This window comes from Rhizobium aouanii, from assembly GCF_037002925.1.
Classification (GTDB): domain Bacteria; phylum Pseudomonadota; class Alphaproteobacteria; order Rhizobiales; family Rhizobiaceae; genus Rhizobium; species Rhizobium aouanii.
Window position 1 is genome coordinate 117,610 of sequence record NZ_JBAMYD010000007.1, and the last position, 25,433, is coordinate 143,042.

At 61.5% G+C, this 25,433-nt stretch carries 28 protein-coding genes, 1 other RNA gene and 1 pseudogene; 19 read left to right on the forward strand and 11 right to left on the reverse strand.

The window, feature by feature from the left end:
* Positions 1-5 precede the first annotated feature (5 nt).
* Positions 6-509, reverse strand: a complete 504-nt coding sequence (locus V8P77_RS14210; RefSeq protein ID WP_012758860.1) for a pyridoxamine 5'-phosphate oxidase family protein — start codon at positions 507-509, stop codon at positions 6-8.
* Between the two features lie 141 nt (positions 510-650).
* Between V8P77_RS14210 and V8P77_RS14215 the strand changes: the two genes are divergently transcribed.
* Positions 651-1,397: a YebC/PmpR family DNA-binding transcriptional regulator gene (locus tag V8P77_RS14215; RefSeq protein ID WP_011653412.1), complete on the forward strand. Its 747-nt coding sequence runs from the start codon at positions 651-653 to the stop codon at positions 1,395-1,397.
* A 101-nt stretch (positions 1,398-1,498) separates the two neighbouring features.
* Here V8P77_RS14215 and V8P77_RS14220 read toward each other — a convergent pair whose 3' ends face one another.
* A complete protein-coding gene (locus tag V8P77_RS14220) occupies positions 1,499-2,500 on the reverse strand; it encodes an LLM class flavin-dependent oxidoreductase (protein ID WP_335913050.1) in 1,002 nt (333 codons plus the stop codon).
* 126 nt (positions 2,501-2,626) lie between these two features.
* Positions 2,627-4,942 carry a methyl-accepting chemotaxis protein gene (locus V8P77_RS14225; RefSeq protein WP_335913051.1) on the reverse strand — a complete coding sequence of 772 codons (2,316 nt, stop codon included), beginning with the start codon at positions 4,940-4,942 and terminating at the stop codon, positions 2,627-2,629.
* Positions 4,943-5,186: 244 nt separating this feature from the next.
* Between V8P77_RS14225 and ruvC the strand changes: the two genes are divergently transcribed.
* The 10 genes from ruvC to V8P77_RS14275 are packed head-to-tail and all read left to right on the forward strand — an operon-like array spanning position 5,187 to position 10,812.
* Positions 5,187-5,696 carry a crossover junction endodeoxyribonuclease RuvC gene (gene ruvC, locus V8P77_RS14230; RefSeq protein WP_018069006.1) on the forward strand — a complete coding sequence of 170 codons (510 nt, stop codon included), beginning with the start codon at positions 5,187-5,189 and terminating at the stop codon, positions 5,694-5,696.
* Positions 5,697-5,753: 57 nt separating this feature from the next.
* Positions 5,754-6,005, forward strand: coding sequence for an AbrB/MazE/SpoVT family DNA-binding domain-containing protein (locus tag V8P77_RS14235; protein ID WP_335913052.1), 252 nt, complete (start codon positions 5,754-5,756; stop codon positions 6,003-6,005).
* Entirely contained in the window at positions 6,005-6,418 is a 414-nt protein-coding gene (locus V8P77_RS14240; protein ID WP_335913053.1) for a type II toxin-antitoxin system VapC family toxin, read from the forward strand. Before V8P77_RS14235 ends, V8P77_RS14240 begins: the two co-directional genes overlap by 1 nt.
* 13 nt (positions 6,419-6,431) lie before the next feature.
* Positions 6,432-7,046: a Holliday junction branch migration protein RuvA gene (gene ruvA / locus V8P77_RS14245; RefSeq protein WP_017968118.1), complete on the forward strand. Its 615-nt coding sequence runs from the start codon at positions 6,432-6,434 to the stop codon at positions 7,044-7,046.
* Positions 7,047-7,100: 54 nt separating this feature from the next.
* The gene (locus V8P77_RS14250; protein ID WP_017968119.1) at positions 7,101-7,361 is read left to right on the forward strand and encodes an AbrB/MazE/SpoVT family DNA-binding domain-containing protein; all 261 of its coding nucleotides are present in this window, start codon (positions 7,101-7,103) and stop codon (positions 7,359-7,361) included.
* Positions 7,358-7,756, forward strand: coding sequence for a type II toxin-antitoxin system VapC family toxin (locus tag V8P77_RS14255; protein WP_017968120.1), 399 nt, complete (start codon positions 7,358-7,360; stop codon positions 7,754-7,756). Before V8P77_RS14250 ends, V8P77_RS14255 begins: the two co-directional genes overlap by 4 nt.
* Positions 7,753-8,793: a Holliday junction branch migration DNA helicase RuvB gene (gene ruvB, locus V8P77_RS14260; RefSeq protein ID WP_017968121.1), complete on the forward strand. Its 1,041-nt coding sequence runs from the start codon at positions 7,753-7,755 to the stop codon at positions 8,791-8,793. Before V8P77_RS14255 ends, ruvB begins: the two co-directional genes overlap by 4 nt.
* Positions 8,794-9,696 (forward strand): metallophosphoesterase, encoded by a 903-nt coding sequence (locus V8P77_RS14265; protein WP_335913054.1) that lies wholly within the window; start codon positions 8,794-8,796, stop codon positions 9,694-9,696.
* 7 nt (positions 9,697-9,703) lie between these two features.
* Positions 9,704-10,216, forward strand: a complete 513-nt coding sequence (locus V8P77_RS14270) for an NUDIX hydrolase (RefSeq protein ID WP_335913055.1) — start codon at positions 9,704-9,706, stop codon at positions 10,214-10,216.
* 32 nt (positions 10,217-10,248) lie between these two features.
* Positions 10,249-10,812, forward strand: a complete 564-nt coding sequence (locus V8P77_RS14275; protein ID WP_335913056.1) for a DinB family protein — start codon at positions 10,249-10,251, stop codon at positions 10,810-10,812.
* Positions 10,813-10,897: 85 nt separating this feature from the next.
* Here V8P77_RS14275 and V8P77_RS14280 read toward each other — a convergent pair whose 3' ends face one another.
* Both V8P77_RS14280 and mprF read right to left on the reverse strand, forming a co-directional pair.
* Positions 10,898-12,280 carry a virulence factor family protein gene (locus tag V8P77_RS14280; RefSeq protein WP_335913057.1) on the reverse strand — a complete coding sequence of 461 codons (1,383 nt, stop codon included), beginning with the start codon at positions 12,278-12,280 and terminating at the stop codon, positions 10,898-10,900.
* Positions 12,277-14,880, reverse strand: coding sequence for a bifunctional lysylphosphatidylglycerol flippase/synthetase MprF (mprF, locus tag V8P77_RS14285; protein WP_335913058.1), 2,604 nt, complete (start codon positions 14,878-14,880; stop codon positions 12,277-12,279). Before mprF ends, V8P77_RS14280 begins: the two co-directional genes overlap by 4 nt.
* A 237-nt stretch (positions 14,881-15,117) precedes the next feature.
* Between mprF and V8P77_RS14290 the strand changes: the two genes are divergently transcribed.
* Entirely contained in the window at positions 15,118-15,495 is a 378-nt protein-coding gene (locus V8P77_RS14290) for a DoxX family protein (RefSeq protein WP_335913059.1), read from the forward strand.
* A 182-nt stretch (positions 15,496-15,677) separates the two neighbouring features.
* Here V8P77_RS14290 and gnd read toward each other — a convergent pair whose 3' ends face one another.
* The 3 genes from gnd to V8P77_RS14305 all read right to left on the reverse strand — a co-directional run bounded on the left by gnd (position 15,678) and on the right by V8P77_RS14305 (position 17,655).
* Entirely contained in the window at positions 15,678-16,709 is a 1,032-nt protein-coding gene (gnd, locus tag V8P77_RS14295) for a phosphogluconate dehydrogenase (NAD(+)-dependent, decarboxylating) (protein ID WP_335913060.1), read from the reverse strand.
* Positions 16,710-16,807: 98 nt separating this feature from the next.
* On the reverse strand, positions 16,808-17,161 hold the full coding sequence (locus V8P77_RS14300; RefSeq protein ID WP_017962007.1) for a VOC family protein: 354 nt from the start codon (positions 17,159-17,161) through the stop codon (positions 16,808-16,810).
* Between the two features lie 11 nt (positions 17,162-17,172).
* Positions 17,173-17,655, reverse strand: coding sequence for an SRPBCC domain-containing protein (locus V8P77_RS14305; protein ID WP_020051542.1), 483 nt, complete (start codon positions 17,653-17,655; stop codon positions 17,173-17,175).
* A gap of 69 nt (positions 17,656-17,724) precedes the next feature.
* Here V8P77_RS14305 and V8P77_RS14310 point away from each other — a divergent pair, with 69 nt between their 5' ends.
* The 3 genes and pseudogenes from V8P77_RS14310 (at position 17,725) to V8P77_RS14320 (ending at position 19,777) form a co-directional block, all read left to right on the forward strand.
* Positions 17,725-18,057 carry an ArsR/SmtB family transcription factor gene (locus V8P77_RS14310; protein WP_129419546.1) on the forward strand — a complete coding sequence of 111 codons (333 nt, stop codon included), beginning with the start codon at positions 17,725-17,727 and terminating at the stop codon, positions 18,055-18,057.
* 76 nt (positions 18,058-18,133) lie between these two features.
* Positions 18,134-18,671: pseudogene (locus V8P77_RS14315) on the forward strand (helix-turn-helix transcriptional regulator).
* A 98-nt stretch (positions 18,672-18,769) separates the two neighbouring features.
* A complete protein-coding gene (locus tag V8P77_RS14320) occupies positions 18,770-19,777 on the forward strand; it encodes an NAD-dependent epimerase/dehydratase family protein (protein WP_335913061.1) in 1,008 nt (335 codons plus the stop codon).
* A gap of 85 nt (positions 19,778-19,862) precedes the next feature.
* Here V8P77_RS14320 and ssrS read toward each other — a convergent pair.
* The 3 genes from ssrS to V8P77_RS14335 all read right to left on the reverse strand — a co-directional run bounded on the left by ssrS (position 19,863) and on the right by V8P77_RS14335 (position 20,760).
* Positions 19,863-20,021: non-coding RNA, 6S RNA (ssrS, locus tag V8P77_RS14325), on the reverse strand.
* Positions 20,022-20,090: 69 nt separating this feature from the next.
* A complete protein-coding gene (locus tag V8P77_RS14330) occupies positions 20,091-20,468 on the reverse strand; it encodes a cell division protein ZapA (protein ID WP_017962012.1) in 378 nt (125 codons plus the stop codon).
* A 16-nt stretch (positions 20,469-20,484) separates the two neighbouring features.
* Positions 20,485-20,760 carry a DUF4164 domain-containing protein gene (locus V8P77_RS14335; RefSeq protein WP_012758879.1) on the reverse strand — a complete coding sequence of 92 codons (276 nt, stop codon included), beginning with the start codon at positions 20,758-20,760 and terminating at the stop codon, positions 20,485-20,487.
* Between the two features lie 333 nt (positions 20,761-21,093).
* Here V8P77_RS14335 and tkt point away from each other — a divergent pair, with 333 nt between their 5' ends.
* The 4 genes from tkt (at position 21,094) to V8P77_RS14355 (ending at position 25,102) form a co-directional block, all read left to right on the forward strand.
* The gene (tkt, locus tag V8P77_RS14340; protein ID WP_335913062.1) at positions 21,094-23,067 is read left to right on the forward strand and encodes a transketolase; all 1,974 of its coding nucleotides are present in this window, start codon (positions 21,094-21,096) and stop codon (positions 23,065-23,067) included.
* A gap of 82 nt (positions 23,068-23,149) precedes the next feature.
* Positions 23,150-24,160 (forward strand): type I glyceraldehyde-3-phosphate dehydrogenase, encoded by a 1,011-nt coding sequence (gap, locus tag V8P77_RS14345; protein WP_026158863.1) that lies wholly within the window; start codon positions 23,150-23,152, stop codon positions 24,158-24,160.
* Between the two features lie 250 nt (positions 24,161-24,410).
* Positions 24,411-24,725, forward strand: coding sequence for a hypothetical protein (locus tag V8P77_RS14350; protein ID WP_335913063.1), 315 nt, complete (start codon positions 24,411-24,413; stop codon positions 24,723-24,725).
* Positions 24,726-24,922: 197 nt separating this feature from the next.
* Positions 24,923-25,102, forward strand: coding sequence for a hypothetical protein (locus V8P77_RS14355; RefSeq protein WP_335913064.1), 180 nt, complete (start codon positions 24,923-24,925; stop codon positions 25,100-25,102).
* The last annotated feature ends 331 nt before the right edge of the window (positions 25,103-25,433 follow it).

The window sequence follows — 25,433 nt, forward strand, 5'->3', positions numbered from 1 at the left end:
GCGCATCAAGCGAACTGCAGATGGCGCTTGATGCCGACATCCGGCATCTTGTCGTCGTCGAGGTTGGCCTTGGCGATCTCCCAGCCGAATTTCAGCTTGTTGCCCGTGGAAACCCAGATCTCGGCATCGTCGACATGGAGGGACAACATGGTGAGCTTGGGGTCCTTCTTGCCGCCGTCATACCAGGCCGCGACGATCGAGCTCCAATATTCCTCGATCTTGGAGGGGTCAGGATGCACCTCGATCACACCGGCGAGGCAGGCGTGATAGTCGTGATCCTTGCCGATAACGCAGAAATGCGCGCGGCTGCCGGGCTTGATGGCGCGCACGATATCGGCGTCGGTCTTGGTGTAGAACCAGATGGTGTTGGTGGTGGGATCGGCATGCGGCGCCATCGGCTGCATGTGCATGTCCAGTCCGGAAATTCCGAGCATGCCGGCATGAACATCGTTGACCTGATCCCAGAGCTGACGTGCTGGATGTTCCTGCGCCTCACTGAGACTTGCCATGACCGTTCCTTTCCGTTGGATGGAGTTCGGTTGAAACGTCATCCCCCCGCCTTTGTTCCGAACTGCTTTTTCCTTGAACGGGTGCCGTTTCACTCTTATAAGGCGGCCCATTCCGAACAATGAGACGTGAACAGGGGTGCCATGGCTGGCCATTCACAGTTTAAAAACATCATGCACCGCAAAGGCCGTCAGGATGCCGTGCGGTCGAAAATGTTCTCCAAGCTTGCGCGCGAAATCACCGTTGCCGCCAAGGCCGGCCTGCCCGACCCGACGATGAACGCCCGCCTTCGTCTGGCGATCCAGAACGCCAAGGCCCAGTCCATGCCGAAGGACAATATCGACCGCGCCATCAAGAAGGCAGCCGGTGCCGACGGCGAAAACTACGATGAAGTCCGCTATGAAGGTTATGGCCCCGGCGGCACGGCGATCATCGTCGAAGCCCTGACCGACAACCGCAACCGCACCGCCTCCAACGTCCGCTCGAGCTTTACCAAGGCCGGCGGCGCTCTCGGTGAAACCGGTTCCGTGTCCTTCTCCTTCGACCATGTCGGCGAAATCACCTACAAGCTTTCCGTCGGCGATGGCGACAAGGTGATGGAAGCCGCGATCGAAGCCGGCGCTGACGACGTCGAGTCCGACGAAGACGGCCACTACATCACCTGCGCCTTCGAAGCCCTCGGCGAAGTGGCAAAAGCGCTGGAATCGAGCCTCGGCGAAGCCGAAACCGTCAAGGCCGTCTGGCGTGCCCAGAACAACGTGCCGGTAGACGAGGAAAAAGCCCAGTCGCTGCTGAAACTCATCGACAGCCTGGAAGACGATGACGACGTGCAGAACGTCTATTCCAACTTCGAAGTCTCGGAAGAAGTGCTGGCGAAGCTCTCGGCCTGAATTTCCTCAGACAGGTGTCAAATAAAAACCCGGCTGCAACGCCGGGTTTTTCTTGCCGGAGAGGTGGCGCCGTCAGAGTGCCGCCTCGCGCAGGCCCTGCCCTACGCGGCGGCTCGCATGAAATTTCCAAGCCCCGCGAAGAGTTCCACCGACCTCAGCCGCGCCTCGATGTCGTGGATCGGCATCGAGATGATCACCTCGTCGGCCTGCGTTTCCTGTAGAAACTCCGTCAGTTTCGCCTCGGCCGTCTTTGGCGAGCCGACCACGGCATAACGCAGCGTGTGTTCGACATTCATCTTTTCCATCGGCGACCAGAAGTCCGCCATATCGGCCACCGGACGCGGGAACGGGCCGCGGACATTGCGGCGCAGATTGACGAACTGCTGCTCTGCGGAAGTGAAATGGTACTGCGCCTCCTCGTCCGTCGCCGCCACCGCGCCCATGACGCCGACCATCACGTAGGGCTTGTCGAGCGTCGCCGAAGGCTGGAAGCGGTCACGGTAGATCGCGATCGCATCGAGCAGCATATCGGGCGCGAAATGCGAGGCGAAGGCATAGGGAAGCCCCAGCATGGCCGCAAGCTGGGCGCTGTAGAGGCTGGAGCCGAGCAGCCAGATCGGGATATGTGAGCCATTGCCGGGAACCGCGAGGATCGCCTGGTTCTCGACCGGCGTATCGAGAAGTTGCTGCAGTTCCACCACGTCGTTCGGGAAGCTGTTTGCGCCGGCCTCGAGGTTGCGCCGTAGCGCCTGTGCCGTGCGCATGTCCGTTCCCGGTGCGCGCCCGAGGCCGAGATCGATGCGGCCGGGGAAGAGCGCCTCCAGCGTGCCGAACTGCTCGGCGATAACAAGCGGCGAATGATTGGGCAGCATGATGCCGCCGGAGCCGATGCGGATGCGCTTGGTCGCGGCCCCGACATGGCCGATGACGACTGATGTGGCAGCGCTGGCGATCCCCGGCATGCCGTGATGTTCGGCAAGCCAGAAGCGCTTGTAACCGAATTCCTCGGCCTTCACAGCCATCCGCGCCGAGCCATCGAGGGACTGGCGCACGGTGCTGCCTTCGGCAACGGGGGAAAGGTCGAGTATGGAGAAGGGAACCATGGGAAACCTGCCGGGCAGTTGAACGATGCCGTCTATGTAGGTTCGCGCCCGCACCATTCCAAACCATGGACGCAAACAAAAAAGGCCGCGCGAGCGCGACCCTTGTGCAAGGTCGGAAGCGATCGTTTACCTGTGACGGCGCAGCACATGCACCTCGGCGCTCGGCTGGTGGTGGCCGGGCGGCAGCGTGAAATTGCCGAGCTGGCGGTCCATTTCCAGGGCTTCCGTCGCCAGCCGGTGGATTGCCGCCGTCGTCTCTTCGACCATCGAGGCGTTCTGCTGCGTCATCGCGTCGAGTTCGGCGACGGCGCTATTGATCTCGCGCAGCGTATTGGCCTCCTCGCGGGTCGCACTCATGATCTCGTTGATCTGCCCGTTGATCGCCTCGACATGGGCGCCGATGCCCGTCAGGGCAACGCCCGCTTTTTCCACAAGCGTAACGCCGCTTTCGACCTCATGCGTCGATTTCTGCAGCAGGCTGGAAATCTCCTTGGCCGCACTCGACGAACGCTGGGCCAGCTCGCGCACTTCCATGGCGACGACGGCAAAGCCCTTGCCGGATTCGCCGGCGCGCGCCGCCTCGACGCCGGCATTGAGCGCCAGGAGGTTGGTCTGGAAGGCGATGTCGTCGATGACGGAGATGATTGTGTTGATCTGGCGCGAGGAGGCCTGGATTGCCTCCATCGCCGCGATCGTCTCGCGCATGATCTGGCCTGAGCCGGTCGTCTCCTTCTTGGCGTCGCGGGCGATGCGCTCGGCCTGTTCGGCTCGCTCGATCTGCCGGCGGACCGACTGGGTGATGGCGCTGATCGCATTCGCCGTCTCGGTGATCGAGCCGGCCTGGCGCTCTGTGCGCCCGGCAAGTTCGTCGGCGCCGGTGCGCATCTCCTCGGAGCCGGCGCGCACCGCCATCGAGTTGCCGCCGATGGCGGTCATGGTTTCGCTGAGTGTCGCCAGCGCCTCGTTGAAATTGACGCGCAGGCTTTCAAGCTCGTTCGGGAAGCGGGTATCGATCTGATAGGCGAGATCGCCGTTCGCCAGATGATGCAGGCCCTCGTCAATCGCCTCGACCACCTGCTGCAGCGTTTTCGCCTCGGCCTCACGCTCGGCCAGATTCTGCTGGCGGTCGTGCTCGGCCTGCAGGCGCGTCTCCTCGCTGGCAGCTTCGAGCTCGCGGCTTTCGATCAGCGAGTGGCGGAAGCGGTCGAGCGCATTGGCCATCGTGCCGATCTCGTCCTTGCGGTTCAGGCTGCCGATCTCGCTGTCGAGCTTGCCGTCGGCGACATCGCGGGTGACACCGGCAAGCCGCGCAAGCGGCGAAAACAGCAAATTGGTAACGAGCCCGATCGTAACCGCCATGACGACGAGCACGCCGATGCCGATCATCGTCAGCAGGGTGGCGATCTCGATCGAGCCGGCATTGAGCTCGCTCAACAGCACACTTTCGACCACGAGGAAGCGGTCGCCGCGATAGTCGATGCCGCGGACATAGGCGCGAGCCGCTCCGTCCGCCCGGTCGAAATCGGCAACCGTCATCGTCGAACTGGCAAGCGCGCTCTTGATGAAGGTGAAGGGCGTCGCATCGAGCGTCGCAAGCTTGCCGCTTCCGTCGAGGCCGATGACGGAACCATCACCGGAGACGATCGCCGCCCGCGCCGTGCTGCCCTGGACGATGCCCTTGGCGAGGATGCCGGTGACGATATCGTCGCGCACCTTGAAGAGGATGATGCCCTTGGCCGCCCCAAGCTTGACGATCGGCACGGCATAGAAGATCGCCGACTTGCCGCTGCCGGCATCGACGCGAAGGCCGGAAAAGCCCGTCGGCGCGGCGTCATCGGACGCCTTGGCGGTATTCTCGATCGCCTTGGCGAAAGCGATGCCGGCGCCGGTCGCCTTCCAGGCGTCCGACTTCAGATTTTCGGCGAAATCATCTTCCTTCTTATAGGAATAGAGCACGGTACCCTCGAGATCGACGATCAGCAGATCGCTGAAGGCTGTCTCCTCGAGGTCGCGGGCGACTTCGCCCTGCGTCTTTTCGTGGCTCGAATAATAAAAGCCGCTCGGCCCTTCCGGCTTGATGAGCTTCTCGCGCTGGTCGGCGGGGTTGGGGTTGCCCGCTATGAAAACCTTCTTTAGCTCGGCACGGGCATCGCCCGCGGTCTTCTCGATGGTCTTCCAGCCGCTCTTCAGATTGGTGATCGACATCTGCAGCGCCTCGATGCGTGCGATGGAATTGGCCTGGTTTTCAAGCTGCGTCAGTTGGTCCTGCAGCATGTCGCCGCGAAAGATCAGCACGCTTTCCTTAGCCTTCAGCGCCTGCTCGTCGGAAATGCGGCTGCTGGCGAAATAGGCAAGCACATCGATGACCGCGATCGACAGCACGGTCAGCAGAATGAATGTGGCGATGACCTTGAAGGACAGGGATTGAAATCTCCGAGCCATGTACGACGAACCCCTTCTGAACGCGCCTGCCAAGCGCGGGCACGCAGCGCATGCCTGATCCACTGACCTATAAACAGAACACCGGGGGCTTAAATCTTCGCGAAAAGAAGCCCTCTCGTATTCGATGACTAGAATTCGGGCATCTGTTTTAATTCGCGGTAAATGGCAGGGCCGAAATCCGGGAACGTTTTTGTTTTGTTCACATATCAATGGCAGTTATTTCGCAATCGCTATAGGTTGAACCATGCAAAATACGATTCGCATCGTCGGTATCGATCCCGGGCTTCGCCGCACCGGCTGGGGAATCATCGAAACGCTTGGCAATTCCCTGCGGTTCGTGGCATCCGGAACCGTGACCTCCGATGGTGACATGGACCTTGCATCCCGCCTTTGTCAGCTGCACGATGGCCTGGCGGAGATTGTCCACAGCTATAAGCCGGATGAGGCCGCCGTCGAACAGACCTTCGTCAACAAGGATGCGGTGGCGACCCTGAAGCTCGGCCAGGCCCGCGGCATTGCCATGCTGGTGCCGGCGCGCGCCGGACTGCCGGTCTCCGAATATGCCCCGAACGCCGTGAAGAAGGCCGTCATCGGCGTCGGCCACGGCGAAAAGCAGCAGATCCACATGATGTTGAAGATCCTGATGCCGAAGGTCGAATTCAAGGGCAACGACGCCGCCGACGCCTTGGCGATCGCCATCTGCCATGCGCATAATCGCGGCAGCAACCGGATGCGGCAGGCATTGGCCGGATAGCTTGTTCTTGACTTGTTCTATCGGTAAGGATAATTCTTACTATGAAGGAGCAACAAGATGCGTGTTACGTCCAAAGGGCAGGTCACCATTCCTCGTGATCTCAGGGAACTTGTCGGCATCGAGGCCAATAGCGAGGTCATTTTCTCGATAGAGGGCGGCAAGCTCGTTCTCTCGCCGAAGAACGGCAAGCAGGAGATCGAGGATCGAGGCCGTCTGGATCGTTTCATGCAGACGATCCGTCGTCTCGAGGGCACTGGCGATCAGGAGATCGATGCCGAAGACCTTATGTCGATGACCCGTGAGCGCTGATGGCCACACTTGTCGACACGAACATACTTGTCGATCTGGCCGTGGTCGGTTCGGGCTGGCACGGTTGGTCGCGTCGAAAGATGCTTGACGTCTTCAAAGACGGTCCTGTCCTCATAAACCCGATCATCTATTCCGAATTTTCCGTTCGGTACGACGACGTGGACGAAGTCGATCGACTGTTGCCGCAGGATGAATTCCGCCGCGAGAATCTGCCTTGGCCGGCTGCATTCGCCGCTGCTGCGGCCTTCCGGCTTTACCGTCGCGCCGGCGGTGGGCGAGAACGGATCTTGCCCGATTTCTTCATCGGCGCGCATGCGGCGATAAGGGGCTACAGAATTTTGACCCGCGATCCCAGCGGATACCGCTCCTATTTCCCCTCCGTTGACCTTATAACCCCCGAAACGCATCCTTGAGAGACCGCGACCCATGATCGGCAAGCTGAAAGGCACCATAGACGAGATCGGCGAAGACTATGTGCTCGTCGATGTGCACGGCGTCTGCTACGTCGCCCATTGTTCGGCCCGCACCCTATCCAAGCTCGGCTCGGCCGGTGAGGCCTGCGTGCTCTTCATCGAGACCTATGTGCGCGAGGACCAGTTGAAGCTCTTCGGTTTCATGACGGCGCTGGAGCGGGAATGGTTCAACCTGCTCCAGAGTGTCCAGGGCGTCGGCGCAAAGGTGGCGCTCGCCGTGCTCTCGACGCTGACGCCAGGCGAACTTGCCAATGCCATTGCCCTGCAGGACCGCGCCGCCGTCTCGCGTGCGCCAGGCGTCGGTCCCAAAGTGGCGATGCGCCTCGTCACCGAGCTCAAGAACCGGGCGCCGGCCTTTGCCGGGGAAGCGATCAATATCGCCCTCAAGCAGGAACTCGGCGAAGGGGTCGCGGCCGCGCCTGTCGCCGATGCGGTTTCCGCGCTGACCAACCTCGGCTATTCCCGCGACCAGGCGGCGAACGCGATTGCCGCGGCAATGAAGACGGCAGGCGACGGCGCCGATAGCGCCAAGCTGATCAGGCTGGGATTAAAGGAACTGGCGCGTTGATCTCCTTGAATATATCGCAATTCCTTACTAAACTCGAATGGTAAGGAGATCCGCATGAATATCTACTACGGTACGATGACATCGAAGGGCCAGACAACAATTCCGGCTGAAGTTCGTGAATTGCTGAATCTGAAGTCCGGCGACAGGATCCGCTACATCAACCGCGATGGTGAAATCATCATGAAAGCCAAGAACAAACGCGCCATCGACCTTGCAGGCAAGTTTCACGATCCGAACCGACCGACGATCACTTTGACGCAAATGGACGAGGCGATTGGGGAAGCCATCGCCGATCACGTGACTAGTGCAAGATGATTGGCCTCGACACCAATATTATGCTGCGCTTCCTCCTGAAGGACGATGTCGTCCAGACGGAGAAGGTCACAACGCTCTTCGCGAGCCTGTCCGATACGGCACCCGGCTATATCAGTTGCATCACGCTGATGGAATGCGCGTGGTTCTTGAGACAACGGATCAAGCTGAAGAGAGAACAGATCATGGAGGCGATTTCGGACTTGTTGGACTCGGCCGACCTGATCCTTGAAGATGAAAGAGTAGTCGAGGAGACGCTCGCAATCATGGTGCGGACGAATGCAGAATTCGCAGATGTCTTCATCGCCCTTCGTAATCGTGATGCGGGCTGCGTGACAACCAGGACATTCGATGCCCAAGCCGCAAAAACCATACCTGGAATGGAACTTTTGACATGAGCGAATCCGCCCGCCTGATATCGCCGGAAAAGCGGGGCGAAGACCTTGATATCACGTTGCGCCCGCAATCGCTGGACGAGTTCACCGGCCAGGCGGAGGCGCGCGCCAATCTCAAGGTCTTCATCGAGGCGGCGAAAAACCGCGGCGAGGCGTTGGACCATGTGCTCTTCGTCGGGCCGCCCGGCCTCGGCAAGACGACGCTGGCGCAGATCATGGCCAAAGAGCTCGGCGTCAACTTTCGCTCGACCTCCGGCCCGGTTATCGCCAAGGCCGGCGATCTCGCTGCCCTGCTCACCAATCTCGAGGAGCGCGACGTGCTCTTCATCGACGAAATCCATCGCCTCAATCCGGCCGTCGAGGAAATCCTCTATCCGGCCATGGAAGATTTCCAGCTCGACCTGATCATCGGGGAAGGCCCTGCCGCTCGCTCGGTGAAAATCGACCTGTCGAAATTCACACTGGTGGCGGCCACCACCCGCCTTGGCCTGTTGACGACGCCGCTGCGCGACCGCTTTGGCATTCCGGTGCGCCTGAGCTTCTACACCGTCGAGGAGCTGGAACTGATCGTGCGCCGTGGCGCGCGGCTGATGAACCTGCCGATCACCGAGGAGGGCGCCCGCGAGATCGCAAGACGCGCCCGCGGCACCCCGCGCATCGCCGGCCGGCTGCTGCGGCGCGTGCGCGACTTCGCCGAGGTGGCAAGAGCAGAAGCCGTCACCCGCGAGATCGCCGACGAGGCGCTGACCCGCCTGCTAGTCGACAATGTCGGCTTCGACCAGCTCGACAAACGTTACCTCAACATGATCGCCGTCAATTTCGGCGGCGGCCCAGTCGGCATCGAAACCATTGCCGCCGGCCTTTCCGAGCCACGCGACGCGATCGAGGACATCATCGAGCCCTACATGATCCAGCAAGGTTTCATCCAGCGCACGCCACGCGGCCGTGTTCTGACCGCAATCGCGTGGAAACATCTGGGAATGCAACCGCCCAAGGATATGGAGGCTGCGCAGTTCCGGCTGTTCCAGGAGGACAATTGAGTGATCACCCGCCGCGGATTTTTCAAGGTTCTGGGCGGCGGTGTCGCAGGCCTCATGTCGCTCGGTGGTTATGCCTTCGCCTATGAACCGCTCGCGCGGCTCGCCATCACCCGCTATCAGCTGACGCCGCCGGGATGGACGCCAGGGCTCAAGCTGCGCGTCGTTGCGCTCGCCGATCTCCATGCCTGCGAACCCTGGATGTCGGCAAGCCGCATTGCCACGATCTGCCACAGGGCGAATGAACTTGAAGGCGACGTCACCGTCCTGCTCGGCGATTATGCCGCCGGCATGAACATGGTGACGCAGTACGTGCATTCGAGCCAATGGTCGAAGGCGCTCGCCACCTTGCAGGCCCCTCTCGGCGTCCATGCGGTCATGGGCAACCATGATTGGTGGGAGGATAGGACCGCCCAGAAGAACGGCGGGATGGAAACCTTCGGACACCGAGCCCTCGCCGACGTCGGCATCCCGGTCTATGGCAACCGCGCCGTTCGGCTCGAAAAGGATGGCCGCGGCTTCTGGCTGGCAGGCCTCGAAGATCAGCTGGCGCTTCTGCCCGGCAGGAAATGGCGTCGCACGCATATGCACGGCCTCGACGATCTCGATGGAACGATGGCTCAGGTGACGGACGATGCGCCCGTCATTCTGCTCGCTCATGAGCCCGATATCTTTCCGCGCGTGCCCGAGCGTGTCTCGCTGACGCTATCGGGCCACACCCATGGCGGACAGATCCGCCTCCTCGGCCGTTCGCCGATCGTCCCCTCGCGTTACGGCAACCGCTACGCCTATGGCCATATGATCGAGGAGGGGCGTAATATCATCGTTTCCGGCGGCCTCGGCTGCTCCATCGCACCGGTGCGCTTCGGCGTGCCGCCGGAAATTGTCGTCATCGATCTTGGATAAGAATGGCATGGCCAAGCGCACTCTCATCCGCCTGAATGCGGGCGCTGAGCGTTTCAACTATCGTATCGCCGGCCTCGGCTTTCGCGACGGCCACGTGCTCGTCCATCGCGCCGTGCATGAGCCCTTCTGGACCTTTCCAGGCGGCAGGGCGGAAATCGGCGAGACGTCGGAGGAAACGCTGAAGCGGGAAATGATGGAGGAACTGGGCGTTGAGGTAACCGTCCATCGCCTGCTGTGGATCGTCGAGAACTTCTTCCGCTACGAACAGCGCGACTGGCATGAACTCGGTCTCTATTACCTGATGGACCTCCCGCCGGAATTCCCCTTTTTGTCCGGCGAAATCATCCATCGGGTCGAGGACGGTAACAACCACCTCGAGTTCAAATGGGTGCTTGCGACGCGCGAAGCCCTGACCGACCTCGACATCCCGCCCTATTTTATCGCCGATGAAATCGAGACACTGCCTGCTGCACCACGCCATCTCGTATGGCGCGACGGCGATCTCGATGACAAGAACTAATGCAAGCCAGCGCTTGAAGAGGAGATGCGCCAATGCCGACCTTCGATCCTGTCAGGCCGTTCCGCAAACTTGCCTATAACAACGCCCTTGCCAACCGCCGCCTGCTTCAGGCCTGCGCGACTTTAAAGCCTGGAGAATTCGAAGCGCCACGCACCAGCTTCTTCCCCTCGATCAAGGAAACCTTGAACCATATCATCACCGTCGACTGGTTCTATGTCGACGGCCTGGAAGGCGGCACGCTCGGGCTCAAGGCCTTCGAGGTCGACGAACCGTTCGATGACGTTTCCTCGCTCGCAGAAGCGCAGGAGAAGGTCGATCAGCGCCTGACGGCGCTTTGCGAGGCCCTGACGCCGGAGAGGCTCACCTCGACTATCAGCCTGCATCGCGGCGCCCACATCCAGGAAGAGCGGATGGAAGACGTACTCGGTCACCTCTTCCAGCATCAGACCCATCATCGCGGACAGGTGCATGCGATGCTCTCCGGCACCAGCGTCGCTCCGCCTCAGCTTGACGAATTCATCGTCGCCGACGATGCGCGGTTTCGCGGCCGCGAGCTTACGGATCTCGGCTGGAGCGAAGAGAAGCTGATGCGTTAGCGCGCCCTATCGGACGCGCAGTTCAAGTCTTTATTTGATGCATGTCCTGGCCCCAAAAGCGCTGTACGCTTTTGCGTCACACGCATTAATTCTGCAGCCGTCTCTTCAGCCCGTCGATGATGGTCTTGGTAAGAAGGTCGTAATTCTCGTCGAAGTGATGGTCCCCGGGCAGTTCGATCACCTCGGCGCCGCTGTCCCTAACCGCCGGACAGGCGACATCGTCATCGTCGTCCTTGCCGTAGATGCATTGCACGAGCTTCGGATCGATCTTCTTCAGATCGCCGACGGGATCACCGCCCGCCCCTTCCGTCTTCTGGCCGAGCCAGCCGAGAACGGAGATGACGTAGTCGACTTGGTGCGAAAGCGACAGCAATGACAATTGCGCCACCGCCGACTTTTCGGCTGGCTTGAGGAGCTGGTAGGTGGCGGGCACGACATCGGCACCGAAGGAATAACCGACGAGCAGCACGTGCTTCACCTTCCACTGCTTGCGGTAGAAATCGATGATCTTCGAAAGATCGGCGGCGGTCTCCTCCGGCTTGCGCTCGGACCAGAAGTAGTGGAGCGAATCGACGCCGACGACAGGAATGCCTTCCTTCTGCAGCGTGCCGCCGACTTCCTTGTCGATGTCGCGCCAGCCGCCATCGCCGGAATAGATCACCGCCATCGTATCGAGGGTGGGCGTCGCCTCGAGCACCGCCAGCGGCAGGCCGAGCGGGTTGCCGAAGGCGCCGGAGGCTGTGACGAGGTCGTCGAGCGTATCGGCAAATGCCGTTTGCGCATCGTCATTGGAATCGCGGATCTCGATCTTGTCATGGGCCTTCTTCAGCGCCTCAGCATGCGCCCGGCCATCCTTGTTGGCATCAGGCGTGAAGACGGTAATGATCGGGTCCGGCAGGATGCCGTCGCTGAGGCCATAGACCGTGCGTTCGCCGATCACCTGCTTGGACGTCGGCGTGCAAAGCTCCTTGGCAAGCGGAATGCCGGCGACCGGATTGACGGCAAGTGTCTGGCCGATCGTCGCATCCGGTGTTTGCGCGGCGATCGCCAGCGCCAAGGCCCCGCCCTCGCCGATGCCGGCGACGATCGGCAGGTGATAGGCGCTGTTGCCGGTCGCGCGCTGCACCTGCTGGCTCAGCGATTCGATGTCCGAGACCATATAGACGCAGCCGTCGTTGAGGCTGACGTCGTAGCGGCTGAGCGCCTGGATATAGGATGGAAAGTCGACGCCGATGACGACGGCGCCTTCGGCGACCAACCTGTCGGCTTCGCCCTTCTCATAGTCGCCCCAGCCGGCGGCATCCGAGATCAGCATTACCGTGCCCTTCACCTCCCCTTCCGGCAGGAAGATGTGCGGCGACGGAATGAGCCCGGTTTCGAAGCTCTGCGTGGTTTCCTCGGCGGCATCAGCCGGTGCGGCCGCGAGCATGCAGGCGCATGCCGTGGCAAGAAGGATTGTCCTGATCATTTTCTCACTACCCCTTTCAATCCGCCCCCAATCAGAAATGTCGCGTCCATCAACGCGATCATCGGATTGCCTCCTCCGGAGACCGCAAGATAGCGCGGTTGCCAGTGCGGATGAAACTTGGATTTGAATGCGCGAAGGCCTTTGAAGTTATAGAAGCGCTCGCCGTGTTCGAAGACGGTGCTGCCGATGCGGTCCCAGACGGGCGCCGCCTCGCGTTTCGACATGCCGGAGAGAGGCGCCATGCCGAGATTAAAGTGGGTGAAACCCTGCCCGCGCAGATATTCCATGATCTGCACGAAGAGAAAGTCCATCGAGCCCTTCGGCGCGTCCGGCGAGAAGCGCATGAGATCGATCGTGCCCTCCTGTCGGGATTCGGTCAGGAGGATATTGGCGAAGGCAACGATCCTGCCATCCTCTTTCAGGATGCCGACCGGCTGGGACGAGACATAATCGGAATCGAAGGCGCCGAGCGAAAATCCCTTTTCCTTGGCATTGTGATGCTCGAGCCAGGCCGTCGACACGGCGGCAAGGTCATCGATGACCGAAGACACGTCCTGCGGTTCGACGACGGCGAATTCCAGCCCGTCGCGCTGGGCGCGGCTTGCCGTCTGGCGAAGGTTCGCCCATTTGCCGCCCTTCATCTCGAAGGTCCTGAGATCGGCCACCGCCAGTTCGCCGAGCTTGAAGGCGCGCAGGCCGGCATCGGCGCAATGGGACAGCAGCGCCGGCGATATCTGGTAGAACACAGCCCGGCAGCCGGCGGCACGCGCTGCTTCGACGAAACGCCAGACGAGTTCCTGCACGGCGCGATGGTCGCCGACCGGGTCGAACAGTGCGATCCAGGAGCGGCCCTGTCGACCGTACATGATGAAGGCGTCGCCGTTTTCCGAGAACATGATGCTCTTGTCGCCCATGCGCACCAGATTGGCGTCCGCATTGTCCTGCTTCATGACGATCTCGACGGCACGCGCCAGCGCCTCGTCCGTCGCCGGTTCCGGCCGGAAGCTCGCCGGCCGGAGCAGGCTGAAGACGGCGATCGCCGACGAGATGATGGTGATGCCGAGCACGGCGCGCAGCCCGCGCGGCGCCTCGGCGGTGAATTCGAACTGCCACCAGAGCTGGTTGCTGTATTCGACGTCGCGATAGACGAAGAGCAGGATGACGACGGCGCCGACGACGATCACGGCGATCGCCATCAGCCAGGACGCCGTCAGCGCCTGGTTGAGCAGCGAAGCCTGGCGGGTAAAGAGCCGGCGGCTGACGAAGAGCCCGAAGATGAGGAAGGCGAGAAAAGCGGCTTCGACGAGCGCGACCGCCTTCAGCAGCGACAAAGTCAACGCGGCAAGCGCCGAGAACACGGCCACCCACCAGGCGCCGTCGAGCCGCTGGCCGAGGCCGCGCGCGGCGACAACGAGGGCCAGCCCCAGCAGGCTGGAGAGGAAATGCGCGCCTTCGACCATCGGCAGTGGCAGATAGTTGGAGAGGAATTCGAGGTTCTGGTCCGGCGTCGGCGTGACGCTCGAAAACACCAGCATGACGCCGAGCAGCAGTGCGAGAGCCGACAGCAGCTGCGGCATCAGCCGTCCGCCGATGCGCCGCATGCTGGAGGCGGCCGGATGATCGACGAAACGACGCAGCTCCGCCGCCGAGACCGCGAGCACGGCGATCAGCAGCGGCAGCACATGGTAGACCAGCCGGTAGAGCACCAGTGATCCGAGCACGGCATCGATGTTCACAGCACTGCCGAGCGAGGCGATGATCACGGTCTCGAACACGCCGAGCCCGGCCGGAACGTGACTGAGCACGCCGAGACCGACGGCGATCGCATAGACGGCGAGGAAGACCGGCCAGCCGATGGCCGTCTGCGGTAGCAGCACATAGAGTACCGACGCCGAGGCGGCGATATCTAAGGCGGTGACGAGGAACTGCCGCGACCAGGTACGCGAATCCGGCAGGCGGATTGCCACAGGCCCGAGATCGAGCACGCGCCCGTCACGGCCGATAATCATCACCGCGCCCAGAATGGCGACGATCGAACCGGCGATCAGCCGCAGAAGGAAGGGGTTCACGCCGATGAGCGGGCCGATCTCGTCGGCGATGACGATGAGGGCGATTGCCGCGACACCCGCAAGCCCGAGACCGAAGGAGAGCGTGACGAAGGCGATGATGCGGCCGATGTCCTCCGGCGAGAGCCCGAGGCGGGTATAGGCGCGGTAGCGGATCGCGCCCCCCGAAAGCGCGCCGAAACCGGCCGTGTTGCCGACGGCATAGGCGCTGAACGCCGTCAGCGCCACATGCGGAAAGGGCAGCTTCTTGCCGATGTATTCGATGGCGTTGAGATCGTAGAAGATCAGTGCGAGGAAACTGAGCGCCGTGAAGAACAGCGCAAGCAGGATCGCGCTCGGCCTGGTCGCCGCCAGCGCACCGACGACGTCGTCATAGCGCACCTCGTTGGTGAGCTGCATGATCGCGTAACCGACGAGGCAGAAGACCACGAGTGACGCGGCTGCCAACAGCGGCGTTCTGTACCGTCTGAATAGCCCGCCAAAAGAAAACCCGTCCGTTTCTTCAATCTCTTCCAAATTGCCGTGCCCCGACATTCTCTTACCCTGCTGCAACTGCCAGCTCGGCGGGAATCATTTCAGATGACGTAACATGAGAGGCATATAAGCTCTATGAAGCCCTGCCGCCGCTACCCCAGCTCCGCCTCCTGCGCCTCAATCATCCTCAATTGGGGCGAATTTGCGCAGGCGGGCGTCGCGGCACATTGCATTTTCGTAAGCTTCGGCAGAGCCTTGCGCTCGATGGAGAGTTGAGACGCGGGAGAAAGGTTCGATATGCAGGATGGTTCAGCCTTCGTGATGCTTGCTCTCGGACGACTGCTGCTGGGCGGCCTCTATGTCGCTGGCGGCATTCATCATTTTTTCGTCATCGTGCCGCTGACCGACGCGATCGAAGCCCGCGGCGTCCCTTTTGCAAAAGGAGTGCTGGTCTTGGGCAGCATGTTCCAGATCGTCGCCGGCATCCTGCTGATGCTCGGCCTGTTCGTCGCGGCAGCGGCATTCGGTCTCATCGTCTTCACGCTGGCGGCCACAGTCATGCTGCTGAATTTCTGGGACATGCAGGGAACGGCGCGCGACAGCGCGATCAATACCTGGAAGACGAACATGGCGATCATCGGCGGCCTGCTGATCGCAGCCTCCGGCGCGATGTGAGGCGGTTCATGCCGCCGGCTCGCTGCTCGCCCGCGCATGCGCGGCGTAGCGCGCGACGGCAGCATCCACCTCCGCGTCGCGGTCGCCCGCCACCTGCACCGTCGGCACGGCTATGATGGCGGGCGCTCTACAGCGCCACGCGTCTTTTCGAGAGCCGCAGGGCGCTGCAGCGCTTCATTGGTTTAGGATTTCGCGGCTGGTTTTTCCACGTGGCCGCCGAAGCCCGCGCGCATCGCCGACAGCACCTTATTGGCGAATTCGTCATTGTCGCGCGAGGAGAAACGGCCGTAGAGCGCAGCACTCAGCACCGGCGTCGGCACGCTTTCGTCAATTGCCGCCATGATCGTCCAGCGGCCTTCGCCGCTGTCCGAAACCCGGCCTGCATATTTGGCCAGTGCCGGATCGGCATGCAGCGCATCGGCCGTGAGATCGAGCAGCCAGGAAGTGATGACGCTGCCGCGGCGCCAGACTTCGGCGACATCCTGCAGGTTGAAGTCGTATTGGAAATGTTCCGGATGGGCGAGCGGCGCGGTTTCCGCATCCGCCTCGTGCGAGGCAGCGCCGATATTGGCATGTTTCAGAATATTGATACCTTCGGCATAGGCAGCCATCAGGCCGTATTCGATGCCGTTATGCACCATCTTGACGAAATGACCGGCACCATGCGGGCCACAATGCAGGTAACCCTGTTCCGCGGTGCTGACCGCAGCCGCTTCGGGGCTCCGGTTCGGCGAGGCTTCGGTCTTGCCGACGCCGGGCGCCAGCGTCGCGAAGATCGGGGAAAGGTGTTCGACGATGCCCTTCTCGCCGCCGATCATCAGGCAATAACCGCGCTCGAGGCCGAAGACGCCGCCGCTGGTGCCGACATCAACATAGTGGATGCCCTTGGTGATGAGGTCGGCGCCGCGGCGGATATCGTCATGATAATAGGAGTTGCCGCCGTCGATGACGATATCGCCATTCTCAAGCAGCGGCACCAGGCTCGCCAGTACCTTGTCGACGATCGCCGCCGGCAGCATCAGCCAGATCGCGCGCGGATGGGCGAGCTTCGAGACGAATTCCGCGAGCGAAGCACTGCCGGTCGCGCCGAGGCCTGCGAGTTCGGCAACGCTTTCCGGCCTTGCGTCGTAGACAACGCAATCGTGACCGCCTCGCATCAAGCGCTGGACCATATAATTGCCCATGCGGCCCAAACCAACCATGCCAAGCTGCATAATGAATCTCCTGGAAACCGAAATGAAGTATCGAATCCGGAAATTAGCACCCGCGGTGTGACAGGCAAGCGAAGTCTCGGTCATATTGACGAATGCGACTATTGCGCCTCGCGCACCAGATGCACGATACCAGCCGGATTGACGATCCAGGCGCCGCGCAGATCCTCCGGCAACGCCTCGATCGGATCGCAGCGAATGACACCGGCCCTTTCGAGATGCGCGGCAGCCCTCTCGAGATCCGGTGTCATCAACTCCAGCCAGAGCTCGGCCTGGCTCATCGCCGGCACCTCGTCGATCCAGAGCCGGATCGGCCCGAGAGCGAACAGCGCCGCATCCCCTTCGCCGATCTGCTTAAGGCCGATGACATCGCGATAGAAGGCGACCGTCGCCTGATACTGGTGCGGCGGCACCTTCATCGCAATATCGACGCCGCCATAAAGAAGTTCCGTCATGACCCTTCTCCTCAAACATCAGGCGCGCTGGCCGGCTCGCCCTTCATTTCACTGAGGAACATGCCCTCGCGCAGGTTGATGCCATATTCGACGAAGGCCTTCATGCTGCAGAGCATCTGCGTCCAGCCTTCGCAGTTGAGATAGGTGCCGCGCCTCCCGGCCTCGTCCTCGCGCCAGCCGCTCTCGGCAATCGTCACCAGCGTGCCACCATCCTCCAGCGCTTTGAAGTCCATCTCCACCAGCGTCTTGTATGTCGCCTTGTCTTCGCCGGTGCCGCCATCCCAGCGCAGCACGATGCGGCTTTCCGGCACCAGATCGACGACCTCGACCGGCGCATCCTTCCACCAGGTCACCGTCGTGCCCTTCACGAGCGGCGCGCTCGCTCCGCCGATCGTGGTGAAATAGCTGCTGAGTTTCTTCGGGTTGACGACGGCGTCGAAAACCTCTGCGACAGGGCGGCCGATACGGCCGGAAACGCGGATTCCGAGAGACATGACACTTCTCCTCTTCTCCAGTGTGTCTGTTCCATTGTCCTTGGCGCCATTATGTTATAAAAACATAACATGTCAAGCGAATCAACCGACGACCCCGTTTTCAAGGCGCTGGCGCATCATCGCCGCCGCGAAATCCTCGATCTGCTCAAGGACGGCCCTCGAACCACAGGGACCCTTTGCGAGATGTTTCCAGAGATGGATCGCTGTACGGTGATGCAGCATCTGAAGGTGCTGGAAGAGGCTGACCTGGTCATTGCCAGGAAGGAAGGCCGCGAGCGCTGGAACCACCTGAACAGCCTGCCGATCAAACACATCTATGACCGCTGGATCAGCGCCTATGCCGGCCATTCCTTGTCAATTCTCGACCGGCTGAAAGGCGACCTCGAAGGCCAGCCCGAATAATGATCCAGCCGCCCAACAGCTTGCGGGTCGGCCAGCCGAAGCCTTATGCTGGCCAAGACGGCACGGGACCAGGAAGATGATGATATCGGGGGCCGGCATACGCCGCATGCGGCTGCTGCGCAGCATGAAGCAGGGAACATCTTGCCGAACTCATCGGCGTCAACCAGGCGACGGTCTCGCGCTGGGAGCGCGATCAGCTCGCCCTATCGGCCGAACAGGCCACCAAGCTGGAGCGGATTTTCAGCTCACCGCAACATACAGCAGTCGATGCGGCGCTGAAGCGGCTGGTCGAGGATTCTGTCCGGCCGGTGCATCTGATCTGCGACCGCACTCACCGGCTGCTCTCCGCCTCCCGCCCGCGACAGGCGGAATGGCGGGCGCCGCTCGCTGCCTTTCTTGGCTGCTCTCTGTTCTCCTACGCCTCCGCCGAAATCGCCGCCGCCGAGCAGTCGCTGGAGGAGCGCGGCTGGCATGAGGGCAGGCTCTCGTCGTTGACCCTCGATACCGGCGCCAACGGCAATGCGCTGCTGCCGATCGCCGCCGGCCGCGTGACCTGGGAACGGATCATGCTTTCCGACGGCAGCGCCGGCCGCCTCGTCACGACCATCGGCTGAGCCTCAAGCTTTCCTGCACGCCCATGCATAATTTATGCGTTGTCCGGAAACGTCAGTCTTTATGGCGTCCGCCGCTGAAACGGTCAGGAGACGATGTGATGACGATACTGGTGACGGGAAGTGCCGGCCATCTCGGCGAGGCGCTGATGCGGACCTTGAGGGCGGAAAGCCGCTGGGTGCGCGGCATCGATATCAAGCCCGCGGCTTTTACCGACATGGTCGGCTCGATCAGTGATCGCGCCTTCGTCCGGCAGGCAATGTCAGGCATCAGCCACGTCATCCATGCCGCAACGCTGCACAAGCCGCATGTGGCAACCCACGGCAATTACGATTTCCTCGATACCAATATCGCCGGCACCCTCAACCTGCTGGAAGAAGCGGTCACTGCCAACGTTGCAAGCTTCGTCTTCACCAGCACCACCAGCACCTTCGGCGCGGCATTGACGCCGGCTGCCGGCGAACCGGCGGCATGGGTGACCGAGGACGTGCTTCCCGTCGCGAAAAACATCTACGGCGTGACGAAACTCGCCGCCGAAGGTCTGTGCGAACTCTTCGCGCGCAAGTCCGGCCTGCCGGTCGCCATTCTCAGGACATCGCGCTTCTTTCCCGAAAACGACGACGATCCTGAAATTCGCAACCTCTATTCTGCGGAGAATGCCCAGGCCAACGAGCTTCTTCACCGCCGCGTCGATATCAGTGACGTGGTCGGCGCCCATCTGCTGGCGCTCGAAAAGGCGCCGGCAATCGGCTTTGGCCGCTACATCATCTCCGCCACGACTCCGTTTTCTGCAAGTGATCTCGCCGCGATCCGGCGCGATGCGGCTCATGTCGTCGAACGACGGTTCCCAGGTGCAGGCGCCCTTTACGCATCACGCGGCTGGAAGATGTTTCCTTCGCTCGACCGTGTCTATGTCAACGAACGCGCAAGACGGGAACTCGGCTGGCGGCCGCGATATGATTTCTGTTTCGTGCTTGATTGCCTGCGCGACAACAGGGAGTGGCGAAGCCCTTTGGCGCTGAATGTCGGCTCCAAGGGCTATCACGACGAGGTCTTCGCCGAAGGGCCGTACCCGGTATGCCAAGGACAAGACGACGATCGCCGCTGAGAGCGAAATCGTTGCTCTTTCCGACAAGAACCCTTCCTGATGCTCGCTGTCGATCCGGCGTCTTCGCTGAAAATAGAAGGAAAGGGTGCGATCCACGACCACCGATGGATGTTTACGATCCTGGGTGCCTACAAACGTAGGTGGGCGCCGTGTGTCCAGGCCCACGGGCCTGGCCAGGGACAGCTCCCTTTGGATCGAGTATGGCCCCAGGGATTGTGGTTCCTGTCGAGAGGCGCAGACCGCACGGCGATATATAAGGTCGTTTGTGCTGACGCGCCAGTGGTGACGAAAGGCCACCCCTATTTATTTGAGATCAATTGAGTTCGGGAGCAGACCGGCCGTTTAGCTTGTCGGTGATGCCGCGAATGCGGCTCGACACTTCACTGAGCGCCGCGGCTAGGTTTTCCTCGGTGCGGGCGGTCGCTGCAAGCACCGTATCGCGGTTGCCGCGCAGCGTCTCGAGCTCGGACTCCAATCCGGCGACGCGGCGCGTCAGCTCGGAAATTTCATCCACAACCATGATGCCGGCCATGACGGTGATCCTGAGATCGCCGATTTCCCCGAACTGATCCTTGAGATGGCCGACATAGCCGTCGAAGCGGTTGGCGAGATCGGTCAGGTGATCCTCCTGCCCTTCTTCGCAGGCCATACGATAGGCCTTACCGTCGATCGTAACCGTCACCTGCGCCATGCGAAACTCTCTCTCATCAACGATCCAGAACCGCGCGGATCGTTTCCATGGCCGTCACCAGCCGCCGCGATACCTCGCGATTGACCTCTTCCAGCCGGTTGGCGCGGAATTCGGCCTGGTCGAGCTCCTGCGCCAGCCGCGAACGGTCGGCATGCACGCGCCGCACCTCGCCCTCGATCTCGCCCTGCTCGCGCTGGCGCTCGACGCGCATGTCGACGGCGTTTTCGAGGCTCGAAATCGCCTGTCTCAGCTCGTTGAGCGCTGCTTCCATGGTTTTGCCTGTGGGCATCATGCCTTTCCGATTCCCGCGCAGGATCCGCGAATCGGCGGCCCGCACCGATCCTGTGATTTCAAGAGGATATGCCGCTCGTAAACGGCCCGTCAATAAATCCCGTCACCTGCCCACCGGCCTATCCTGTGGATGAGCGTTTTACACATACCCGTCACAGCAGATTCGTCATTTGTACAATCGCGCGATCAAATGTCAAAAATCGCCGCCGACGGCCCGGATTTGGCCTGCCTTTTATTGACTTGCCCGCCCCAACTGCTATGTCTCTGCCGCTTTCACTCGATGGTCTTGGAGGCTCGAGGCCATCCCCCGACACCCGGAACTTGCGGAAAAGCCATGACCTCTCCCGAACAACACGACCGGATGGCGAATGCGATCCGTTTTCTCGCCATGGACGCCGTTGAAAAGGCGAACTCCGGCCACCCGGGCATGCCGATGGGCATGGCTGACGTGGCGACGGTCCTGTTCACCAAATATCTGAAGTTCGATCCAAAGAAGCCGCATTGGCCGAACCGCGATCGCTTTGTGCTGTCGGCCGGCCATGGCTCGATGCTGCTTTATTCGCTGCTGTATCTGACGGGCTATCCCGATATGACGATCGAGGATCTGAAGCAGTTCCGCCAGCTCGGTTCGAAGACTGCCGGCCATCCGGAATACGGTCATGCCACAGGTATCGAAACGACGACCGGTCCGCTCGGCCAGGGCATCGCCAATTCCGTCGGCATGGCGATTGCCGAACGCAAGCTGCGCGAGGAGTTCGGCTCCGACCTCCAGGATCACTATACCTATGCGATCTGCGGCGACGGCTGCCTGATGGAGGGCATCAGCCACGAAGCCATTGCGCTCGCCGGCCACCTGAAGCTCAACAAGCTCGTCCTGTTCTGGGATAACAACTCGATCACCATCGACGGCGCCGTCTCGCTGTCGGACTCCACCGACCAGATCGCCCGCTTCAAGGCCGTACACTGGAACACGATCGAGATCGATGGCCACGATCAGGCCGCTATCGCCGCCGCAATCGAAGCTGCGCATAAGTCCGACCGCCCGACCTTCATCGCCTGCAAGACGATCATCGGCTTCGGCGCCCCGAACAAGCAAGGCACCCACAAGGTCCACGGCAATCCGCTCGGCGCCGAGGAAATCGCCGCCACCCGCAAGGCGCTGAACTGGGAATCCGAAGCCTTCGTCATCCCGTCTGATGTCCTCGACAGCTGGCGTGCAGCCGGCGCTCGCTCCGCCGACCTCGTCGAGGCTTGGGAAGACGGTCTTGCCAAGGCTCCGGCCAGGGCCGAGTTCACCCGCCGCATGGCAGGCGATCTGCCGGAAGGCTTCGACGCCGCGATCAGCGCATATAAGAAGAAGCTCGCCGAGACCAAGCCGACGGTTGCGACCCGCAAGGCCTCGGAAGACGCGCTCGAGGTCATCAATGGCTTCCTGCCGGAAACGCTCGGCGGCTCCGCCGATCTGACGCCGTCGAACAACACCAAGACCAGCCAGATGCATTCGATCACGCCGACGGATTTCGCCGGCCGTTACATGCATTGGGGCATCCGCGAGCACGGCATGGCGTCTGCCATGAATGGCATTGCGCTGCATGGCGGCCTGATCCCCTACAGCGGCGGCTTCCTGATCTTCTCGGATTATTGCCGCCCGCCGATCCGTCTTGCTTCGCTGATGGGCATCCGCGTCATTCACGTCCTGACGCATGACTCGATCGGCGTCGGCGAAGACGGCCCGACGCACCAGCCGGTCGAACAGCTCGCCGGTCTCCGCGCCATCCCGAACCTGATGGTCTTCCGCCCGGCCGACGCCACGGAAACGGCGGAATGCTGGCAGATCGCCATCAAGACGCACAACCGTCCTTCGGGCCTTGCCCTGACGCGCCAGAACCTCACGCCGTCCCGCACCGAATACAGCGAAAAGAACCTCTGCGAACAGGGCGCCTACACGCTGGCCGGCAATGCCGACGCCAAGGTGACGATCTTTGCTTCCGGCTCGGAAGTCGAAATCGCCGTTGCGGCGCGTACGGCACTCGAAGCCAAGGGCGTCACCGTCCGCGTCGTATCGGTTCCCTGCACGGAACTGTTCTTCGAGCAGCCTGAAGCTTATCGCAAGGAAATTCTCGGCAACTCGCCGGTCAAGATCGCCGTCGAAGCCGCCGTTCGCGAAGGCTGGGATGCGTTCATTGGACCGGAAGGTACCTTCATCGGCATGAAGAGCTTCGGCGCTTCCGGCCCGGTCAAGGAAGTTTACAAGCATTTCGGCATCACGGCCGACGCCGTCGTTGCAGCCGCGGAAGCAAAGCTTTAATGAGGGCGCCTTGGGGCGCTCTCCATCTCCTCAATTCCAGGCCCTCAACTATCGGGCCCTACTCTATCGGGAGTGAATGCACATGACAGTCAAGGTTGCCATTAACGGTTTCGGCCGCATCGGCCGCAACGTCCTTCGCGCCATCGTCGAATCCGGCCGCACCGACATCGAAGTCGTCGCCATCAACGATCTCGGCCCGGTTGAAACCAACGCCCACCTGCTGCGCTACGACTCGATCCACGGCCGCTTCCCGGCAACGGTGAAGGTCGAGGGTGACACGATCATCGTCGGCAACGGCAAGCCGATCAAGGTCACGGCGATCAAGGATCCGGCAACGCTCCCGCACCGCGAGCTCGGCGTCGACATCGCGATGGAATGCACCGGCATCTTCACCGCCCGCGACAAGGCTGCCGCCCACCTGACGGCCGGCGCCAAGCGCGTCATCGTCTCGGCGCCTGCCGATGGTGCCGACCTGACGGTCGTCTTCGGCGTCAACCATGACCAGCTCACCAAGGAGCACTTGGTCATCTCCAACGCGTCCTGCACCACCAACTGCCTGGTGCCGGTCGTGAAGGTTCTCGACGACGCCGTCGGCATCGACCACGGCTTCATGACGACCATCCACTCCTACACCGGCGACCAGCCGACGCTCGACACGATGCACAAGGACCTGTATCGCGCCCGCGCGGCCGCCCTTTCCATGATCCCGACCTCGACGGGTGCAGCCAAGGCAGTCGGCCTCGTTCTGCCGCATCTGAAAGGCAAGCTCGACGGCACCTCGATCCGCGTTCCGACCCCGAACGTTTCGGTCGTCGACTTCAAGTTCGTCGCCAAGAAGGCGACCAGCGTTGGCGAGATCAACGAAGCCATCATGGCTGCTGCCAACGGCAAGCTGAAGGGTATCCTCGGCTACACCGACGAGCCGCTCGTCTCCCGTGACTTCAACCACGACAGCCACTCCTCGATCCTCGCAACCGATCAGACCAAGGTCATGGAAGGCAACTTCGTGCGCGTCCTGTCCTGGTACGACAACGAGTGGGGCTTCTCCAGCCGCATGTCCGACACGGCAGTCGCTTTCGCCAAGCTCATCTGAGCGCTCTTGAGGCATCGATATGCAAGCGGCACGGGAAACCGGGCCGCTTTTTGTTGCCGTGCCTCCAAACGAAACCGGCCTTCCCGCACTGGCATCTTTTCGCCCATTGCCCGGAAGAGATCTGTTAGAATACGGCACCCTGGACATTCCAAATTGCCCAGTTTCCTCACACCGCATCGGCCACCGGCCAGGTGCGGAACGCCAATACCGTGTGGTAGCACTGTCGCCCGCATGAAAATGAGAGAGATGGATGGATTACTTTACCGTTGAAATCGCCGACCGCGCCATTGCCAGTTTTCGCTCGGAAAATCATGAGGAAGCGATGCATTTCTTCGAGGCGGAAGACTTTCGCGACGATCTGACCGTCCTGGAATCCGAAGGCAAGCCTCTTTGGGACCGCAAAGCGGCCCTGAGCCTGCGCAAGGCGACCACCGAGGAAGCGAGCGAAGTCGAGCACGCCTATGAATTCGACGACGATCCCGAACGGACGATCGAGGACGAGTTCGTCGTTTTCCTGGTCCCGGTCGCGGATCTGACCGACGAGGGCGAGGACACAGAAGACTGACCGACGATCCACGCCGGTTTCGAAGTCATATCGAAGCGACGGGTTCGAATTCGATAGGCGTCCCTGCGCGAAACCATCATCAACGACTTCCTTGGCCGCAAGGATGGATCACGGGTTGGCAATCCGCTGAGCAAGCGTGCTAGATTGAGGAATGCACAGCGCTGCACAAGCTAAAGTGCGCCAAGTGGAGGCGATAAATGGCAGAGGCACAAAAACGCTTGTCCCACACCACCCTCAAACGGCGGGAACGGTTTCACCCCAAGCGGGACGTCAGACCTGCCGTGTTGGCAAAGGCCAATCGTCTGGTCATCTGGGTCGCCGCGTTCATTGGCCTCTCGTTTCTCGCCATCATCATACTTCAGGAAGTGTTGGGATAGCAGAGCAAGAGCCGGCCGCTTCCGGCACAAAACTGCAGCCGGCTGCTCCCGCTGGGCGGCCGGCATTTTCCTACCCGATATCGAAAGCGCTCATTTTTCTTCCCGTCATCGGACGAGGCAAACGGGCCGCGTGAAAGGGGGAGCGTGTCTTATTCTGTTGCCATTCGCAGATACCGGCAGGAAAAATCCGTGCCCGTCTCTTTTGCCCTGCTCTCGCCTGATTTTCCTATACATTCTTTATAGAGAATTTCTCCCGTAGCATTCCGTCCGTGTCGGTTGGCCGTCCGGCAGCCGTTCAGCAGCATGAAGCAGCATCGCGACGAGGTTAAGC

Excerpts from the sequence above, each read along its gene's own strand:
- V8P77_RS14220 (WP_335913050.1), bottom strand. The coding sequence starts at position 2,500 with ATGGTTCCCTTCTCCATACTCGACCTTTCCCCCGTTGCCGAAGGCAGC.
- gnd (WP_335913060.1), bottom strand. The coding sequence starts at position 16,709 with ATGCAGCTTGGCATGGTTGGTTTGGGCCGCATGGGCAATTATATGGTC.
- ruvA (WP_017968118.1), top strand. The coding sequence starts at position 6,432 with ATGATCGGCAAGCTGAAAGGCACCATAGACGAGATCGGCGAAGACTAT.
- V8P77_RS14300 (WP_017962007.1), bottom strand. The coding sequence starts at position 17,161 with ATGACGGAACTTCTTTATGGCGGCGTCGATATTGCGATGAAGGTGCCG.
- V8P77_RS14330 (WP_017962012.1), bottom strand. The coding sequence starts at position 20,468 with ATGGCGCAGGTGACGGTTACGATCGACGGTAAGGCCTATCGTATGGCC.
- V8P77_RS14250 (WP_017968119.1), top strand. The coding sequence starts at position 7,101 with ATGAATATCTACTACGGTACGATGACATCGAAGGGCCAGACAACAATT.
- ruvC (WP_018069006.1), top strand. The coding sequence starts at position 5,187 with ATGCAAAATACGATTCGCATCGTCGGTATCGATCCCGGGCTTCGCCGC.
- V8P77_RS14310 (WP_129419546.1), top strand. The coding sequence starts at position 17,725 with ATGTCAAGCGAATCAACCGACGACCCCGTTTTCAAGGCGCTGGCGCAT.
- ruvB (WP_017968121.1), top strand. The coding sequence starts at position 7,753 with ATGAGCGAATCCGCCCGCCTGATATCGCCGGAAAAGCGGGGCGAAGAC.
- V8P77_RS14280 (WP_335913057.1), bottom strand. The coding sequence starts at position 12,280 with ATGATCAGGACAATCCTTCTTGCCACGGCATGCGCCTGCATGCTCGCG.
- V8P77_RS14355 (WP_335913064.1), top strand. The coding sequence starts at position 24,923 with ATGGCAGAGGCACAAAAACGCTTGTCCCACACCACCCTCAAACGGCGG.
- V8P77_RS14235 (WP_335913052.1), top strand. The coding sequence starts at position 5,754 with ATGCGTGTTACGTCCAAAGGGCAGGTCACCATTCCTCGTGATCTCAGG.
- gap (WP_026158863.1), top strand. The coding sequence starts at position 23,150 with ATGACAGTCAAGGTTGCCATTAACGGTTTCGGCCGCATCGGCCGCAAC.
- V8P77_RS14240 (WP_335913053.1), top strand. The coding sequence starts at position 6,005 with ATGGCCACACTTGTCGACACGAACATACTTGTCGATCTGGCCGTGGTC.
- V8P77_RS14270 (WP_335913055.1), top strand. The coding sequence starts at position 9,704 with ATGGCCAAGCGCACTCTCATCCGCCTGAATGCGGGCGCTGAGCGTTTC.
- V8P77_RS14275 (WP_335913056.1), top strand. The coding sequence starts at position 10,249 with ATGCCGACCTTCGATCCTGTCAGGCCGTTCCGCAAACTTGCCTATAAC.
- V8P77_RS14290 (WP_335913059.1), top strand. The coding sequence starts at position 15,118 with ATGCAGGATGGTTCAGCCTTCGTGATGCTTGCTCTCGGACGACTGCTG.
- V8P77_RS14210 (WP_012758860.1), bottom strand. The coding sequence starts at position 509 with ATGGCAAGTCTCAGTGAGGCGCAGGAACATCCAGCACGTCAGCTCTGG.
- V8P77_RS14305 (WP_020051542.1), bottom strand. The coding sequence starts at position 17,655 with ATGTCTCTCGGAATCCGCGTTTCCGGCCGTATCGGCCGCCCTGTCGCA.
- mprF (WP_335913058.1), bottom strand. The coding sequence starts at position 14,880 with ATGTCGGGGCACGGCAATTTGGAAGAGATTGAAGAAACGGACGGGTTT.
- V8P77_RS14255 (WP_017968120.1), top strand. The coding sequence starts at position 7,358 with ATGATTGGCCTCGACACCAATATTATGCTGCGCTTCCTCCTGAAGGAC.
- V8P77_RS14215 (WP_011653412.1), top strand. The coding sequence starts at position 651 with ATGGCTGGCCATTCACAGTTTAAAAACATCATGCACCGCAAAGGCCGT.
- V8P77_RS14335 (WP_012758879.1), bottom strand. The coding sequence starts at position 20,760 with ATGATGCCCACAGGCAAAACCATGGAAGCAGCGCTCAACGAGCTGAGA.
- V8P77_RS14225 (WP_335913051.1), bottom strand. The coding sequence starts at position 4,942 with ATGGCTCGGAGATTTCAATCCCTGTCCTTCAAGGTCATCGCCACATTC.
- V8P77_RS14320 (WP_335913061.1), top strand. The coding sequence starts at position 18,770 with ATGACGATACTGGTGACGGGAAGTGCCGGCCATCTCGGCGAGGCGCTG.
- V8P77_RS14350 (WP_335913063.1), top strand. The coding sequence starts at position 24,411 with ATGGATTACTTTACCGTTGAAATCGCCGACCGCGCCATTGCCAGTTTT.
- tkt (WP_335913062.1), top strand. The coding sequence starts at position 21,094 with ATGACCTCTCCCGAACAACACGACCGGATGGCGAATGCGATCCGTTTT.